Genomic DNA, 14,778 nt, shown 5'->3' on the forward strand with positions numbered 1-14,778 from the left:
CACGAGGAGAGAGTCATCGTGAGCGGAGCCACGGGCGCCGGATCGACCGGTACGGACACGGACGGCGGCGGCCGTGGCTCCGCCGCGAACGCGACAGATCCGCACACGACCCAACTGCGGGCGATCGACGTGAAGAAGACGGACGCGCACTCGCCCGACTCGCATGGATCCCAGGGGGGAACTGTGACGGACACCCGAGGTCCGCAGACCCAGCAGCAGTCGGCCGGCGCGGGCGCGGCCGCACCGGGCGCCAAGGCTCCGGCCCAGGGCCAGGCGCCGGCCCAGCCCACCGCGGCCCCGGCGGGCTCCCCGCTGCCGGGTTCCCCCTTGCCGGGCGAGCGTCAGCCGCAGCAGGCGGCGGGGCCGTACCACCCGCCGCAGGCCTACCCGACCCAGTCGCCCGCCGCCCAGAGCGGTGCCGTACGGCGTCCGCGCACGGGCGCGCGTACGGCCCCGCGCACCCGTAAGGCGCGGCTGCGGGTGGCCAAGGCCGACCCGTGGTCGGTGATGAAGGTCAGCTTCCTGCTCTCCATCGCGCTGGGCATCTGCACGGTCGTGGCGTCCGCGGTGCTGTGGATGGTCATGGACGCGATGGGGGTCTTCTCGACGGTCGGCGGCACGATCTCGGAGGCGACCGGCTCGAACGAGTCGAACGGCTTCGACCTGCAGTCCTTCCTGTCCCTCCCGCACGTCCTGACGTTCTCCGGGATCATCGCGGTCATCGACGTCGTCCTGGCCACGGCCCTCGCGACGCTCGGCGCGTTCATCTACAACCTCTCCGCCGGCTTCGTCGGCGGCATCGAGCTGACGCTCGCCGAGGACGAGTGAGCGGGCGGACGACAGGCGCACGAGAAGCCGGGTGAACGCGGGTTGAAACCCCTCTCGACGGTCCTGTGACTATCGATTTTGGGACTGCCCATGTCGTGCGCTAATCTTCAGGAGTCAGCGCGCGGGACACACTCCGCAGAGCGCGGCGGGGCTATAGCTCAGTTGGTTAGAGCGCATCCCTGATAAGGATGAGGCCACAGGTTCAAATCCTGTTAGCCCCACCAGTTCGAAGACCCCCAACCGGTTGCGGTTGGGGGTTTTTGGCGTCTACGGGCAGCACGATCAGGACCGCGTAATTTCGGTTGCCGTGCCCTCCTCGTGGCCGGTGATACTCGCCCATGAGCAGATTCGCCGAGGTCGTCGTGTTGGCCAGCGACGCGGAAAACATCATGAAACCGCTGACCGAGCGGGACGAAAGCCGCCCGTGGACGGGGGAGTTCACCGACATCGGACACGGCATGTTCGGCGGCTGGGCCATCGAGTTCGTGCGGCGGAGCCGATGGGTCGGCCTGCTGGAGCACCTTGAGTCTCTGCCCTGGCCGTCGCCGCACACCGTTCAGGTCCTGATCCACGATGAGGAGGACGACTGCTTCGGCCTGTGGATGATCCATGACGGGCGGCTTGTGGAAGTGCCGCTGCCGCGCACCCGGCGGGACTTCTGGACCAATCACTACACAGGGGTGGTCGATCCGGACTGCCCCGGGATTCTGGTCCGCACGGACGGGCCGTTCGGTGGGGCCGGGGAAGGATGAGCCGCGGGCACGCCAGAAGACCCCCGGCCACTGTGGGCCAGGGGTTTTCGGGGTCCTCTGTGTTGTCTCTGAAGCTTTGTACGCAAGTTCGCCGCTGTGTCAGAGAGGGCGGACGGTCGGGCAAGTCGGGCGGGTTGAGCAGGTCGGGCAAGGCCAGGGAGACTCGCGGGCCGAGGTGTCGGCGCGCAGGTCGGTGTTGGAGGGGCCTGAGGCAGTACTGATCGGGCCTGAGGTGGTGCTGGATGGGCCCGGGGCGGTGCTGGAGGGACTCGGGTCAGCGCTGGAGCGGGGCCGCCGGCTCGGCGTGGGCCGGCTCGGCCGCGTCGGCCGTCTCCGTCGCCTCGTCCGTGTCCGTCGGCGGGCGGTGGCGGCAGCTCGGGGACTTGCCGTGGGCCTCGGCGCGGATGCGCTGCTTCATCGTGGGGGGCAGGGACCTGGTGAAGGACCAGGGGGAGATCGCCGGTGTCGTCGTCTCGGCGACCGCGCTGGTGCTCGCCGCCTCGGTCCGCTGAGTCGCGGCGGCGACCGTCGCGGTGACCGTGATGAGTCCGAGCGCCGTGCACAGTGCCAGGAAGCCGGTGACGAAGGCGTTCCACAACTTCATGACCTTGATCTGGGCCATGGCCCCTCACTTTCAGGTTGGGCGATTTGCGTACTTTCCTCATGATGTGTATGGGGGCCGCGAAGTGGTGGACCGACGCCCATGGCGCGTCGATGTTCTGATGAACACCACTCGGATGGGTGCAAGAGGCCGGAAAAGGGCTGAAGATGCGCGAAAGACGGGCGAAGTAACCGTCCGTGGGGGTGTGATCACCCTCAGATCGGAGCGGCCGCGTCCGCTCCTACTGCGCTGTACCGGGCGGGAGTTGACCCCGGACGCAGGTCACTGATCGGTCTCGGTCGGTGTGTATAGTCGGGCGACAGAGGTCCCCTACGTCAAGGAAAGACGAGGTCGCGCGGTGAAGAAGCTTCTCCTGGTCGCACTGGCCGCCATCGGCGGGCTCCTCGTGTACCGCCAGATCCAGGCGGATCGCGCCGAGCAGGACCTGTGGACGGAGGCGACCGACTCCGTGCCCACGGGTTCCTGAGTACCGAGAACCAGTTCTGATCAAGCCCCGGCCGCCTGGCGGTCGGGGCTTTGTGTTGCGCCCCCGCCCTGGTGCGGGTACGGCCGCCACGACCCCGGCGTTTCGGACACTCGTCCGCATTGCCGGGATGCCACGCGCGCGTGCGGGGCAGGATGGGCCACGTCCGGAGCAACGACGAGGGGTGGCGCGTGATGGGGCGGCGTACGGCGTGGTGGCGGACACGGGCACAGGGCGGCCGTACGCCCGTCGCTGGGGCCGTACGACGTGTCGTGGTCCTCGCCGCGGTCCTGTGCGCGACGGCCGCCCTCACGGACCGGCCCGCCGTGGCGGCCGGGTCGTCCAGCTCCTACGGCTACGACAAGGGCGACCGGGTCGTCGACGGAGCGGCCGGTACTGCTGACGCCAAGGAGCTGGAGCCCGGTGCGACGTACAGGAGTTCCCTCTCGAAGGGGGCCCGTGTCTACTACGGCCTTGATCTCGACGCCACGTCGAATGTCTACGTCTCCGTGACCGCCGTGCCTCCGGCGGGCACCAGCGTCGCCGCCACCGATGGCATCAAGGTGTCGATGCGGAACGCCAAGGACACCGGCTGCACCTACCGGAGCGCCACCTTCGGGGCGGGCCGGAGTCCCCACCCGGTGGCCGCCTGGGCGGTGCGGGAGGCGGGCAAGGCGCTGTGCAAGGGGAGCGGCAGGTACTACGTGCTCGTCGAGCGCGTCGACGCGTCGGACTCCTCGTCGGACACCTGGGGGCTGGAACTCACCGCGGTGTCGGAACCCTCGCTCGCCCAGGCCGGCGCGACCGACGCGCCCCAGACCTGGGACTCCGCGTCGCCCGAGGCGGTCACAGGGGAGGCCCGGCGCCGCGCGGGCGGTTCGGGCTTCGCCGGGGCGGTCGCCGTCGGGCAGGGCGCGTGGCGGGACGACATCGGGCCCGGCCGGACCCTCTTCTACAGGGTGCCGGTGGACTGGGGCCAACAGCTGTCCGTCACGGCCGAGTTGGGCGCTTCGGACGGCGGCAGCGGCTATGTGAGCCGCGCGCTGGACCTGGCGCTCTACAACCCCGTGCGCGCCTCCGTCGACGAGGCCGGCCTCGGCTACCGGGGCAGCGAGAGGTCCGTGGCACTGGAGCCCCTGCCGCCCGTGGAGTACCGCAACCGCTACTCCGTCGTCGACCACGAGAACGGGATGCGCTTCGCCGGGTCGTACTACCTCGTCGTGCACCTCGACGCGCAACTGGCCGACGACTTCGGTCAGGGACCGTTCCCGGTGACCCTGCGCGTGCGCGTCGCCGGTGCGGCGCACGGCGGTCCCGGGTACGCGGGGCGGCCCGACCCCCGGAACATCTTCGACGTCACCACACAGGACCGCGCGGCGGCCGTGACGGGGAGCGCCGGGGGAGGCGGCGACGCCGCGATGAAGGTGCTCGCGGTGGCCGGGATCGGCGCGGGCACCGCGCTGCTGGCGACGCTCGGCGTGTGGACGGTGTCGGCCAGGCGCCGGGACCGGGCCTCGACGGCGGCCTTGTAACCGCCCCGCCCCGCCCTTTCCACGGTTCAGATCTGGGTCAGCGCCCAGAACCCCACCGCATAGCACGCCAGCGCGAGCAGCAGGACCGGGATCGCCACCTTCGCGGGCGGCCCGGGCCGGCGCCGGGCCCGCCTGCCGCGGTGCTGCGGAACCGGCGGCGCCGACGGTGGAACCTGCGGGACCTGAGCGGTGTATGAAGCAGTAGAGGGATCAGCACGCGGCTGGGGGGAGGACAGGACATGCGTGAGGTCGTGGGGGGAGGAGTGCTGAGGGGAGGAGTACTGGGGGGAGGGGTACATGGGCTGCTGGTACTGGCCGCCCTGGTGGGCCTCGGCGGTCTGATGCGCCTGATGTGCCTGGTCCGAGTGGTCGGCCTGGCCCGCCTGTTGTCCGTACGAGGCTTGCGGTGGCGGCAGATGGAAGCTGCCGCTGTCCGACATCGGGGACGGGGACGGAGTCGGGGGCGGCGAAGCCGGCGGGGCCGGAGCCGGGTCGGCAGTCGGGGCCGGGGTCGGCCGGGAGACGATGCCGTGCCGCGGGTCCACGGGTACGGAGTCCGTGCCGGGCCAGGCCGAGTCGAGACCCGAGCCGCTGACACTGCCGATACCGGTGCCCAGGTCGTTCTCAGGTTCGGGAGACCCGCTCGACGAGGGAGTCGTCGTCGACCCCGTGTCCACCCCGGAAGCCCGCTTCAGCGGACCCTCGGGCGCGAACTCCGAAGGCAGCGGCCCGATTTGGTCGAAGATCTCGATCAGCTCGTCGTCGGGGCCGGGCTCGGGCAGCAGTTCCGCGGCCGCGGCGAGCGCCTTGCGTGCCCCTGTGGCGGTGCGGAAGCGGGCCTGCGGATCGGGCTGCAGCAGCATCGCCACGACCTGCCACAGCGCCTCGGGGATGCCCTTGGGCGCCCCTGGAGTCCCATGCTCCGCGAAGTACTGCACCAGCGCCTTGGAGTCCGGCTTGGCCCCCTCCAGCAGATACAGCGCCACCAGTCCTACGGCGAACAGGTCGGCGGGGAAGTCCGGTTCGGCTCCCATCATCTGCTCGGGCGCGAGGTAACCCGGCGTCCCCACCACGAGATTGGTCTCCGTCAGCCGCGCCTCGCCCAGCCGCATCGCGATGCCGAAGTCGGACAGACGCAGACGGGGGCGGGCCGTGCCGGTGGCTTCGAGGAGCAGGTTGGCGGGCTTGATGTCCCGGTGCACGACACCTTCCGCGTGCACCGCGGCGAGACCGGAGAGGAGCTGGTCGAGCAGCGTGCAGACGAACGCGGGAGGCAGGGGACCGTAGTCACCGATGAGATGGACGAGCGAGCCTCCGGCCACCAGGTCCATGGTGAACAGGACCTTGTCGTCGTCGGCGGCCCAGCTGGCAGGGGCGAGCACATGGGGGTGGTCGATCCGCAGCGCCTGTTCCCGGACGAAGCGCAGCAGGGAGTGCGCGTCGCTCTGCTGCAGGACCTTGGCGGCCACATAGCGGCGCCGCCGGTGGTCCCAGGCGCGCCAGACCGCGCCGACACCGCCGCGCCCGATCGGGTCGACCAGTTCGTACCGGCCGGCGAAGACCTCACCCATGGCTGTGCGTCGCTCCTCCCCCTTCGGCTACCTCCGTTGCTTCCCCCGAGACGAGCGATACGACTCCCCCTCGTGGCAGTTCCTCATGGCACTCCCTCGTGGCTGTTCCGCACGTGCTCCCGGTGAGCGGCACGACCCCCTCATGCTCCTCACCGGCCGCGTGCCCGGCTGCCGAACCCCCGATCGGCGGCCGGGCCGTGAGGCTCAGCTCTGGTGGGACTGGTAGTGCGCGACCGCGTCGGAGGTGCGGCCCGCGCCGTACACCCGGAGGAACTCTGCCAGTTCGGGGTGGGTCGGGGCGAGAGTGTCCGCCGCGTCGATGATGTCGCCCGCGGCGGCCACCGAGCGCAGCAGCGACTGGATCTCGCGGACCACCCGCTTGACCGTGGGCGCTCCCGAACTGCTCGTCGTGGTCGTGGTGTTGCTGAGCACCGAGCCCCCCTGGGACTTCTTGATCTCGTCCATGCGCTCGGTCGCCTCGGCCGCGCTCACGCTGCCGTCCGCGACCTGTCCCGCCAGGTCCTGCAGCAACTGCACCCGCTGGACCACCGCGGGATTGCCGATCTTCGCCCGCTGACCGCTCATCAGCTGGGACAACATCGGCGCGGACAGTCCCAACACCCCCGCGAGACGAGCCTGGTTGAGCCCAAGATCGTCGATGAGCTTACGGAAGAGCGCCCCCAAAGGCTCCCCGTACCAATTCCGCTGCAGCTCCCGCGCTCTGGCGGTGGCTTCCTGCTGTGCGGCGTCCATTGCGTCTCCCCATCGCTTCCCCAAAACCGCGGTTCGCTCTAGCGAACCACGCCGAGCATCTTACGGAGAGTGGTCGTTCACCGGGACCCCCAAATTTTTGCGAGATACCCGGGGTGACCCGGTACGCTGGTCCCCGAAGCTCGCCGGTGTGTGGTTCTGCCGGTCGAACGCTTCTCTAGCGGGGCCTTAGCTCAGTTGGTAGAGCGCTGTCTTTGCATGGCAGATGTCAGGGGTTCGACTCCCCTAGGCTCCACATCCCGCACCGGCCGGTCGCCCTCAGTGGCGTCCGGCCGGTGTTTCTTTGTGCCCGAGAGGTGACGTGCGTCACGTAAAGGGCGACTCTTCGTTGCAGTTGTTTGCGCAAATATCGACGCCGGGTGGAGTCCGCGGGGCTTCATGCCGGTCGTCGGCGCGATGTGGGGATGATGTGCCCGCGTGTGCGGGAGGTGTGTGAGCTGGTGTGAATACGGACGCGTAATCGGGGGTGTGCGGTCCGTTAAGGGAGTCTGTGCGCTGCTTGTACACCTGGGGCGTTGCAAACGTCATCGCGGCAACTTGCGTAAATCAAGAAGTCGGGGCGTTCGTCGAGACCGGTGATGCGCCGCGACTGTTCCACGTGAAACCCCGGGACTGTTCCACGTGAAACATCGCTGCGGGGCAGGAGACCCTCAAGTCTCCTGCCCCGCAGCGATGTTGAAAGTGCGTCGGACGTCAGCGGTGTTCGTCGTTCTCGACGGCCTCGTCCTCGGCCTGCTTGGCCTCGACCTCGGGGTCGAGCACGGCCTCGGGGCTACCGTCCACCGAAGTGAGGCGTCCCGTCTCGGGCACTTCGGTCGCGGCGGGCGGCTCGACCAGCCAGTCGGGGTTAGCCTGCTTGTCCCACCACTTCCAGGCGGCGAAGGCACCGCCCGCCAGGATGCCCAGAACCGCCAGCCCCTTCGCGAGCCGGCCGGCCCTCGCCCGCCGCTCGTGCTTGCGGACCAGCTTCTGGATCTCCTTGGGCGAGACCTGGCCGCGCAGTGCGGCGAACGCGGCCGCACCGCGAGCGGCGGCCTCGTCCTTGACCGGGCCCGCGGCGGCGACCGCCTGCTCGATCCTCGGCCGTGAGTACTCGGCGGCCTGCTGGGCAGCCTTGCGGGTACGGACGGCGGCTTCCTGGGCGGCCTGGTCGACCTTCGGCGGTACATGAGTGCGGGCCTGCTCAAGGCGCGGCACGACATGGGCGCCGTACTGGACGCGGGCCTGGTCTGCGGCCAGCGACACCTTGGGCGCGAGTCGTACGCGTGCCTCATGGGCGTAGTACGAGGCCCTGTCCTTGGCCGTGTCGGCGTAGGGCGCCACCACTTCCGCGGCGTGCAGCACGCTGTCCTTCGCCGATCCGGTCGCGGAGCGCACGCTGTCGATGCGGGTCACGAGTTCCTCCTCCTCGGTGGCGTACGGTTCTTCGTCTATCCACCCAATTACGGATCATGCCTGTCAGAGAGCGACGAGGCATGTGAGGGCGGGCATCCGGGTCACGATCACGTGCAATAACGGATGAATACGCGGGAACGGGGGGTTGTCGTCGACAATGCCACGGATCCCGGTGCCGTGCCCCTGTCCCGGACCCACTCGGCCGGATTTCCGCAAGCGGATCCTGTGGAAATGCCCCGAGAGAAGGCCGTCGGGCGACGGGGTGCAGCGAGCGTGCGAGGATCTGGGGGTCACAGGAAGACAACGGAAGGCAGACCGTGGCCGAGCAGCTCTACGCCACCCTCAGGACCAGCCTCGGCGACATCGAAGTCCGGCTGCTGCCGAACCACGCGCCCAAGACGGTCAAGAACTTCGTCGAACTCGCCACGGGTGAGCGGGAGTGGACCAACCCCACCACTGGTGAGAAGGCGGCGGCCAAGCTCTACGACGGTACGGTCTTCCACCGGGTGATCAAGGGCTTCATGATTCAGGGTGGGGACCCGCTGGGCAACGGAACGGGCGGCCCGGGCTACCAGTTCGAGGACGAGTTCCACCCCGATCTGCGTTTCGACAAGCCCTATCTGCTGGCCATGGCCAACGCCGGGCCGGGCACCAACGGCTCGCAGTTCTTCGTCACCGTCTCCCCGACGGCCTGGCTGACCCGCAAGCACACCATCTTCGGTGAGGTCACCGACGCGGCGAGCCAGAAGGTCGTGGACACCATCGCGGCCGCCGACACCAACCCGCGCACCGACCGTCCGGTGAAGGACGTCATCATCGAGTCGGTCGTCGTCGAGACCCGCTAGGGCCGGACAGGTCCCAGGGCCGTACAGGCCCCGGGTCCCAGGGTTGACACCAGTACTTACCGCCGGGAACCAAACGCCCCGCTCGTCCGTAAGGATGGGCGGGGCGGTGCATTGCGTACGAAGGATTGAGGGGACCCCATGGACCAGGCGCCAGGCAGCCCGCAGGGCCCGGAGGAACAGCGGCCCCAGGACGCCCAGAGTCTGCCGGTCTGCTACCGGCACCCGGACCGCGAGACCGGCGTCCGCTGCACCCGCTGCGAGAAGCCGATCTGCCCCGAGTGCATGGTCAGCGCCTCGGTCGGTTTCCAGTGCCCCGAGTGTGTCCGCGGCGGCTCTGGCACGGGTCACGCGCCGACGGCGGCCCAGCCTCGCACGCTCGCCGGCGGTGCGGTGGCGGCGGATCCGCGGCTCGCCACCAAGATCCTTATCGGTCTCTGTGTCGCCTTCTATCTGCTCCAGCAGGTGCTGGGCGACAGCTTCACCGAGCGCCTCGAACTCCTCGGCCAGGCGTACGTCCCGCAGTTCGGCTCCGTCGAGGGCATCGCCGAGGGCCAGCCGTACCGGCTGCTGACGGCGATGTTCCTGCACGGCAGCGTGATCCACATCCTGTTCAACATGATGAGCCTGTGGTGGATCGGCGGACCTCTGGAGGCGGCCCTCGGCCGTGCCCGCTATCTCGCCCTGTACTTCGTCTCGGGCCTCGCGGGCAGCGCGCTCACCTATCTGATCGCTGCCCCGAACCAGCCCTCGCTCGGTGCCTCCGGTGCCATCTTCGGGCTCTTCGGCGCGACCGCGGTCCTGATGCGCCGGCTCAGGTACGACATGCGGCCGGTCATCGCCCTGCTGGTGATCAACCTCATCTTCACCTTCGGGTGGGCCAACATCGCCTGGCAGGCCCACATCGGCGGCCTGGTCGCCGGTGTGATCACCGGGTACGCGATGGTGCACGCCCCGCGGGAGCGCCGGGCCCTGATCCAGTACGGCACCTGTGCGGTCGTACTGGTCGTCGTCGTGGTGTTGACGCTGATCAGGACGGCTCAGCTCAGCTGATATCAAACCGTTGTCCACAGTGCGTGGCGGATCTTGTGCATACCGTGGAGAACAGCTGTGCCCCCTGTCGCTGACCCGTGTTTATGCAGGTCAGGCAGGGGGCGAACAGGCTTGCGGTTGCCGGTGTGTCAGTCACACCAGCGTCAACACCCGGTGGGTTATCCACAGATCGTCGTTCTTTTTCCCCAGGCCTGCTGTGGATACTTCTCTGGCCTGTGGATAACTCAGCGGAAAGTCGTGGGCAGAGCTGCGTTCACCGGGTGGTGGCCGCAGCTTCGACCGCTGCTCGCGCCGCTACTTCCACTGCGTGGAGACGCCGAACCCGGCGGCGATGAAGCCGAAGCCGACCACGATGTTCCAGTTGTCCAGGCTGTCGATGGGCATGGAGCCGTCGGTGACGTAGAAGACGACGATCCAGGCCAGCCCGATGACGAACATGGCCAGCATGACCGGAGCGACCCAGGCACGGCTGTTCAACTTGATGGCGGTCGCCGCTTTCGCCGGCGGCGGCGTGTAGTCGGCCTTCTTGCGGATACGTGACTTCGGCACGAGGGTCTCTCCTGTCGATGCGCTGCGTGGCCGCGCAGGGAACTGGGGCGGGCTCCGGGGCAGCGTACAAGGGGACACTGAGTGCTCCCCCGGGCGTCCGTTAGCGTAGTGCTTCCGCGGCGCCGAAGGAGATAAGGGTACGTTGAGCAATTCTGCCGACTCCCCCGGGACGGGTACCAGTCCCGCCCGTATCCGCCGTTTCCGTCCCGTGCGGATTCTCACGGTGGCCGTCTTCGCCCTCGCGGGGCTCATCTTCTTCACCAGTTTCAACACGGCCAAGGGCACCAACATCCGCACGGACGCCTCCCTGCTGAAACTGTCCGACCTGATCCAGACCCGCAGCCAGAAGAACGGCCGGCTGAACGACGCCAACGGAGTCCTGCGCGACGAGGTCGACTCCCTCCGCAAGGAGGACGACACCAGCACCGGGGCCGACGACAAGAAGCTCACGGCACTGGAGAAGTCCGCGGGCGCGCAGCAGCTCAAGGGCAAGGCCCTCACCGTCACCCTGAACGACGCCCCGCCCAACGCCACCGCCAAACTCCCCGGCTACCCCGAGCCGCAGCCCGACTACCTGGTCATCCACCAGCAGGACCTCCAGGCCGTCGTGAACGCCCTCTGGCAGGGCGGCGCCAAGGGCATCAAGGTCATGGACCAGCGGCTGATCGCGACCAGCGCCGTGCGCTGCGTGGGCAACACCCTGATCCTCCAGGGCCGGGTCTACTCACCGCCGTACAAGATCACGGCCGTCGGGGACACGGGGAAGCTGCAGGCGGCGCTGACGGCGTCCAAGGCGATCCAGAACTACAAGGTGTACGTCGACGTCTACGGGCTCGGCTGGAAAGTGACCGACGACGGGACGGTGACTCTTCCCGGGTACTCGGGCACAGTGGATCTGCACTACGCGAAGCCAGTGGAGTAAGCGGCCGTACGGGAGCTGCCGGTGCGTGTGATCGTCAGGAGCGTCAGCGAACTCTGCATCACCGTGGGCACCCTGATCGTCCTCTTCGTGGTCTACGTGCTGTTCTGGACCGGTGTGAAGGCCGACCGCACGATGAGCGACCAGATCCACCAACTGCAGAACCAGTGGTCTCAGCAGACCGCGCGCCCGAAGGCGTCCCCTGCGCCCGCCGCCTCGCCCGCTCCGGCGAAACCGGCCGCGTACAAGGACGGCAGGCCTTTCGCGATCATGTACATCCCGCGGCTTGGTTTCACGTGGAACAAGCCGGTCCTTGAGGACACCGACGTGAGCACCCTCAAGAAGGGGCTCGGGCACTACGCCGGCACCGCGCAGCTGGGGCAGGTCGGGAACTTCGCGGTGGCGGGGCACAGGCGGACGTACGGCAACCCCTTCGTGAACTTTCCGGAGCTGCGCGTGGGCGACGCGGTGGTGCTGACGGACGGGACCACCTGGTTCACGTATCGGATCGACAAAGGGCCTTACAAAACAGTGCCCACCGACATTGAGGTGATCGATCCTGTGCCACGTAAGTCCGGGTACACGGCCTCGGGCCGCTATCTCACGCTGACCACGTGCGATCCGGAGTGGGGGCACAGCCACCGGCTGATCGTCTGGGCACATCTCGACTCCACACAGCCTGTGGAGGCCGGGAGACCAGCCGCGCTGCGCCGTTAGTCTGGTGACGTACGGCGTGAGTCTGGTGCCGTGGCGCGACGGAAGGGACGGCATGTACGGCTGGATCTGGCGGCATCTGCCGGGCAACGCCTGGGTGAAGGCGCTCATTTCGCTCGTCCTTGCCCTGGCCGTGGTCTACATCCTCTTCCAGTACGTCTTCCCGTGGGCCGAACCGCTGCTGCCCTTCAACGATGTGACGGTGGACAACCAGTGAGCGCACGGATTCTCGTCGTCGACAACTACGACAGCTTCGTCTTCAACCTGGTCCAGTACCTGTACCAGCTGGGCGCCGAGTGCGAGGTGCTGCGCAATGACGAGGTGTCGACCGCGCACGCCCAGGACGGCTTCGACGGCGTCCTCCTCTCGCCCGGCCCCGGCACCCCGAGGAGGCCGGCGTCTGTATCGAGATGGTGCGGCACTGCGCCTCGACCGGGGTCCCCGTCTTCGGCGTCTGCCTCGGCATGCAGTCGATGCAGGTGGCCTACGGCGGTGTCGTGGACCGCGCCCCCGAACTGCTGCACGGCAAGACCTCGCTCGTCGAGCACGAGGGCAAGGGCGTCTTCGCCGGACTGCCCTCGCCCTTCACGGCGACCCGCTACCACTCGCTCGCGGCCGAGCCGGAGACGGTCCCGGCCGAGCTGGAAGTCACCGCGAGAACGCACGACGGCATCATCATGGGCCTGCGCCACCGCGAACTGCCCGTCGAGGGCGTCCAGTTCCACCCGGAGTCGGTGCTCACCGAGCACGGCCACCGGATGCTGGCCAACTGGCTGGTGGAGTGCGGCGACCAGGGTGCCGTGGCGAGGTCGGCGGGGCTCGCCCCGGTGGTGGGCAGGGCCACGGCGTGACCGCGCTGCGCCCCGAGCGCGAGTCCGAGGCCGCGTACGGGGAGCAGGCGTACGCGGAGCCGTCGTACGGGGATCAGGGCGGGTTCGACCAGTGGCACGGCGCGCAGGCGCAGGGCGCCGCGGCCGGGGTGCCGTACGGCCCGGTCGACCAGGAGACCGTCGCGCTGCGGATGGCGGACCTTCCGTCGGGTCTCCCGCCCGATCGCTCGCCGGACCTCCCGCCGGAGCGGACGGGCCACGGACGGTCCATATCGGCGTCTGACGCCCCATCCGCCTCCTCCGCCACAGGAACCCCCACGGGCGGGCGTGCGGCCCGCAGAAAGGCCGCCAAGGGGCGGCACGGGCGTCATGGGGCCGGCGGGGCGGCGGAGGAGACCACCGAGGGCTCCACGGCGTCGGAATCGGCAGCGGCTTCCTCCGGCTCCGGCGCGCCCCTCTCGCGGGTCGAGGCGCGGCGGCGGCAGCGGGCGAACAAGCCGGGCGCCGCGGTCGTCGCGAGCCGCGCGATCGGCGAGGTGTTCATCACCACCGGCGTGCTGATGCTGCTGTTCGTCACCTACCAGCTGTGGTGGACGAACGTACGGGCGCACGCGCAGGCCGGCAGCGAGGCGAGCCAGCTGCAGAACGACTGGGCGAGCGGCAAGCGCGCCCCCGGAGAGTTCTCGCCGGGGCAGGGCTTCGCCATCCTGCACATCCCCAAGCTGGACGTCGTGGCGCCGATCGCCGAGGGCGTCAGCAACAAGAAGGTGCTCGACAAGGGGATGGTCGGGCACTACAGCGAGGGCGCCCTCAAGACCGCGATGCCGGACGCGAAGACCGGCAACTTCGCGCTCGCCGCGCACCGCAACACCCATGGCGAACCGTTCCGGTACATCAACCAGCTCAAGCCGGGCGACGAGGTCGTGGTGGAGACCCAGGACACCTACTACGTCTACAAGATGACGAAGACGCTGCCTGTGACGTCGCCGAGCAACACCAGTGTCATCGACCCCATCCCCAAGGGCTCGGGCTTCACCACGCCCGGCCGCTACATCACGCTGACGACCTGTACGCCGGAGTTCACCAGCAAGTACCGGCTGATCGTCTGGGGCAAGATGGTCGAGGTACGGCCGCGCAGCAAGGGCAAGCCGGATGCGCTCATCGAGTAAGGGCAGATGAACGTGGCAGCGACCACCGACGACACCGAAGAGCAGACCGACACGCCCGCACCCCCACCGGACCGCCCCCGCGGCTCCGGCCCGGTCGCGACGGCGGTCAGCGTCTTCGGTGAACTCCTCATCACGGCGGGCCTGATCCTCGGCCTGTTCGTCGTCTACTCCCTGTGGTGGACGAACGTCGTCGCCGACCGCACGGCCGACAAACAGGGCGACAAGGTCCGCAACAACTGGTCCAAGGACAAGGACACCGGCCCCGGCGCGCTCGACACCAAGGACGGCATCGGCTTCCTGCACGTGCCCGCCATGAAGAACGGCGAGGTGCTGGTCGAGAAGGGCACCGAGACGAGCGTCCTGAACGACGGCGTCGCCGGCTACTACACGGACCCCATCAAGGCCGCCCTCCCGACCACCGGCAAGAACGGCAACTTCACCCTCGCCGCCCACCGCGACGGCCACGGCGCCAAGTTCCACAACATCGACAAGCTCAAGAAGGGCGACCCGATCGTCTTCGAGACGAAGGACAAGTGGTACGTCTACAAGGTCTACGACATCCTTCCCGAGACCTCGAAGTACAACGTCAAGACCCTCGCCCAGATCCCCGCGGAGTCCGGAAAGAAGAAGGCCGGCCACTACATCACGCTGACGACCTGCACGCCGGTGTACACGTCCCGGTACCGCTACGTGGTCTGGGGCGAGCTGGTCCGCGTCGACAAGGTGGACAGCGCGCGGACACCGCCGAAGGAACTGCGCTGACGGCAG

Annotated in this window: 16 protein-coding genes, 2 tRNA genes and 1 pseudogene; 14 read left to right on the forward strand and 5 right to left on the reverse strand. The window is 68.8% G+C overall.

From position 1 onward, the window contains the following. Nucleotides 1-18 precede the first annotated feature (18 nt). The 3 genes from R2B38_RS20105 (at nucleotide 19) to R2B38_RS20115 (ending at nucleotide 1,580) form a co-directional block, all read left to right on the forward strand. Nucleotides 19-828, forward strand: a complete 810-nt coding sequence (locus tag R2B38_RS20105) for a DUF3566 domain-containing protein (protein ID WP_318017459.1) — start codon at nucleotides 19-21, stop codon at nucleotides 826-828. A 147-nt stretch (nucleotides 829-975) separates the two neighbouring features. Next, nucleotides 976-1,052 (forward strand) — tRNA-Ile (locus R2B38_RS20110). 114 nt (nucleotides 1,053-1,166) lie between these two features. Next, a complete protein-coding gene (locus tag R2B38_RS20115; RefSeq protein WP_318017460.1) occupies nucleotides 1,167-1,580 on the forward strand; it encodes a hypothetical protein in 414 nt (137 codons plus the stop codon). A gap of 274 nt (nucleotides 1,581-1,854) precedes the next feature. Here R2B38_RS20115 and R2B38_RS20120 read toward each other — a convergent pair whose 3' ends face one another. After that, nucleotides 1,855-2,202 (reverse strand): DUF6344 domain-containing protein, encoded by a 348-nt coding sequence (locus R2B38_RS20120; protein WP_318017461.1) that lies wholly within the window; start codon nucleotides 2,200-2,202, stop codon nucleotides 1,855-1,857. 337 nt (nucleotides 2,203-2,539) lie between these two features. On the opposite strand from R2B38_RS20120, the gene R2B38_RS20125 reads away from it, so the two are divergent. Together R2B38_RS20125 and R2B38_RS20130 are read left to right on the forward strand one after the other, a co-directional pair. Then, the gene (locus R2B38_RS20125; RefSeq protein WP_003999697.1) at nucleotides 2,540-2,668 is read left to right on the forward strand and encodes a DLW-39 family protein; all 129 of its coding nucleotides are present in this window, start codon (nucleotides 2,540-2,542) and stop codon (nucleotides 2,666-2,668) included. A 152-nt stretch (nucleotides 2,669-2,820) separates the two neighbouring features. Beyond that, a complete protein-coding gene (locus R2B38_RS20130; protein WP_318021743.1) occupies nucleotides 2,821-4,197 on the forward strand; it encodes a hypothetical protein in 1,377 nt (458 codons plus the stop codon). Nucleotides 4,198-4,223: 26 nt separating this feature from the next. On the opposite strand, the gene R2B38_RS20135 is transcribed toward R2B38_RS20130, so the two are convergent. Next, a complete protein-coding gene (locus R2B38_RS20135; RefSeq protein ID WP_318017462.1) occupies nucleotides 4,224-5,768 on the reverse strand; it encodes a serine/threonine-protein kinase in 1,545 nt (514 codons plus the stop codon). 204 nt (nucleotides 5,769-5,972) lie between these two features. Then, on the reverse strand, nucleotides 5,973-6,521 hold the full coding sequence (locus R2B38_RS20140; protein WP_019055167.1) for a helix-turn-helix domain-containing protein: 549 nt from the start codon (nucleotides 6,519-6,521) through the stop codon (nucleotides 5,973-5,975). A gap of 180 nt (nucleotides 6,522-6,701) precedes the next feature. Between R2B38_RS20140 and R2B38_RS20145 the strand changes: the two genes are divergently transcribed. Then, nucleotides 6,702-6,774: transfer RNA gene (locus tag R2B38_RS20145), tRNA-Ala, on the forward strand. Between the two features lie 458 nt (nucleotides 6,775-7,232). Here the strand turns inward: R2B38_RS20145 and R2B38_RS20150 are convergent. Next, nucleotides 7,233-7,934 (reverse strand): DUF5324 family protein, encoded by a 702-nt coding sequence (locus tag R2B38_RS20150; RefSeq protein ID WP_318017463.1) that lies wholly within the window; start codon nucleotides 7,932-7,934, stop codon nucleotides 7,233-7,235. A 317-nt stretch (nucleotides 7,935-8,251) separates the two neighbouring features. Here R2B38_RS20150 and R2B38_RS20155 point away from each other — a divergent pair, with 317 nt between their 5' ends. Both R2B38_RS20155 and R2B38_RS20160 read left to right on the forward strand, forming a co-directional pair. Beyond that, nucleotides 8,252-8,779, forward strand: coding sequence for a peptidylprolyl isomerase (locus tag R2B38_RS20155; protein ID WP_033285720.1), 528 nt, complete (start codon nucleotides 8,252-8,254; stop codon nucleotides 8,777-8,779). 138 nt (nucleotides 8,780-8,917) lie between these two features. Next, nucleotides 8,918-9,829 carry a rhomboid family intramembrane serine protease gene (locus R2B38_RS20160; protein ID WP_318017464.1) on the forward strand — a complete coding sequence of 304 codons (912 nt, stop codon included), beginning with the start codon at nucleotides 8,918-8,920 and terminating at the stop codon, nucleotides 9,827-9,829. 294 nt (nucleotides 9,830-10,123) lie between these two features. Here the strand turns inward: R2B38_RS20160 and crgA are convergent, their stop codons facing one another. After that, nucleotides 10,124-10,378 (reverse strand): cell division protein CrgA, encoded by a 255-nt coding sequence (crgA, locus tag R2B38_RS20165; protein WP_033285718.1) that lies wholly within the window; start codon nucleotides 10,376-10,378, stop codon nucleotides 10,124-10,126. Between the two features lie 142 nt (nucleotides 10,379-10,520). On the opposite strand from crgA, the gene R2B38_RS20170 reads away from it, so the two are divergent. The 6 genes and pseudogenes from R2B38_RS20170 to R2B38_RS20195 all read left to right on the forward strand — a co-directional run bounded on the left by R2B38_RS20170 (nucleotide 10,521) and on the right by R2B38_RS20195 (nucleotide 14,772). Next, nucleotides 10,521-11,300: a DUF881 domain-containing protein gene (locus R2B38_RS20170; protein WP_318017465.1), complete on the forward strand. Its 780-nt coding sequence runs from the start codon at nucleotides 10,521-10,523 to the stop codon at nucleotides 11,298-11,300. A 21-nt stretch (nucleotides 11,301-11,321) separates the two neighbouring features. Continuing rightward, nucleotides 11,322-12,014 (forward strand): class E sortase, encoded by a 693-nt coding sequence (locus R2B38_RS20175; RefSeq protein ID WP_318017466.1) that lies wholly within the window; start codon nucleotides 11,322-11,324, stop codon nucleotides 12,012-12,014. Between the two features lie 16 nt (nucleotides 12,015-12,030). After that, entirely contained in the window at nucleotides 12,031-12,228 is a 198-nt protein-coding gene (locus tag R2B38_RS20180; RefSeq protein ID WP_199827405.1) for a hypothetical protein, read from the forward strand. Then, a pseudogene (locus R2B38_RS20185) lies at nucleotides 12,225-12,862 on the forward strand (aminodeoxychorismate/anthranilate synthase component II). The gene R2B38_RS20180 and the pseudogene R2B38_RS20185 overlap by 4 nt, the downstream one beginning before the upstream one ends. Then, nucleotides 12,859-14,010 (forward strand): class E sortase, encoded by a 1,152-nt coding sequence (locus tag R2B38_RS20190; RefSeq protein WP_318017467.1) that lies wholly within the window; start codon nucleotides 12,859-12,861, stop codon nucleotides 14,008-14,010. Before R2B38_RS20185 ends, R2B38_RS20190 begins: the two are co-directional and overlap by 4 nt. A gap of 6 nt (nucleotides 14,011-14,016) precedes the next feature. Continuing rightward, nucleotides 14,017-14,772 (forward strand): class E sortase, encoded by a 756-nt coding sequence (locus R2B38_RS20195; protein ID WP_318017468.1) that lies wholly within the window; start codon nucleotides 14,017-14,019, stop codon nucleotides 14,770-14,772. Nucleotides 14,773-14,778 lie beyond the last annotated feature (6 nt).

This window comes from Streptomyces sp. N50, from assembly GCF_033335955.1.
Lineage (GTDB): Bacteria > Actinomycetota > Actinomycetes > Streptomycetales > Streptomycetaceae > Streptomyces.

Excerpts from the sequence above, each read along its gene's own strand:
- R2B38_RS20140 (WP_019055167.1), bottom strand. The coding sequence starts at position 6,521 with ATGGACGCCGCACAGCAGGAAGCCACCGCCAGAGCGCGGGAGCTGCAG.
- R2B38_RS20130 (WP_318021743.1), top strand. The coding sequence starts at position 2,821 with ATGGGCCACGTCCGGAGCAACGACGAGGGGTGGCGCGTGATGGGGCGG.
- R2B38_RS20135 (WP_318017462.1), bottom strand. The coding sequence starts at position 5,768 with ATGGGTGAGGTCTTCGCCGGCCGGTACGAACTGGTCGACCCGATCGGG.
- R2B38_RS20160 (WP_318017464.1), top strand. The coding sequence starts at position 8,918 with ATGGACCAGGCGCCAGGCAGCCCGCAGGGCCCGGAGGAACAGCGGCCC.
- R2B38_RS20120 (WP_318017461.1), bottom strand. The coding sequence starts at position 2,202 with ATGGCCCAGATCAAGGTCATGAAGTTGTGGAACGCCTTCGTCACCGGC.
- R2B38_RS20195 (WP_318017468.1), top strand. The coding sequence starts at position 14,017 with ATGAACGTGGCAGCGACCACCGACGACACCGAAGAGCAGACCGACACG.
- R2B38_RS20115 (WP_318017460.1), top strand. The coding sequence starts at position 1,167 with ATGAGCAGATTCGCCGAGGTCGTCGTGTTGGCCAGCGACGCGGAAAAC.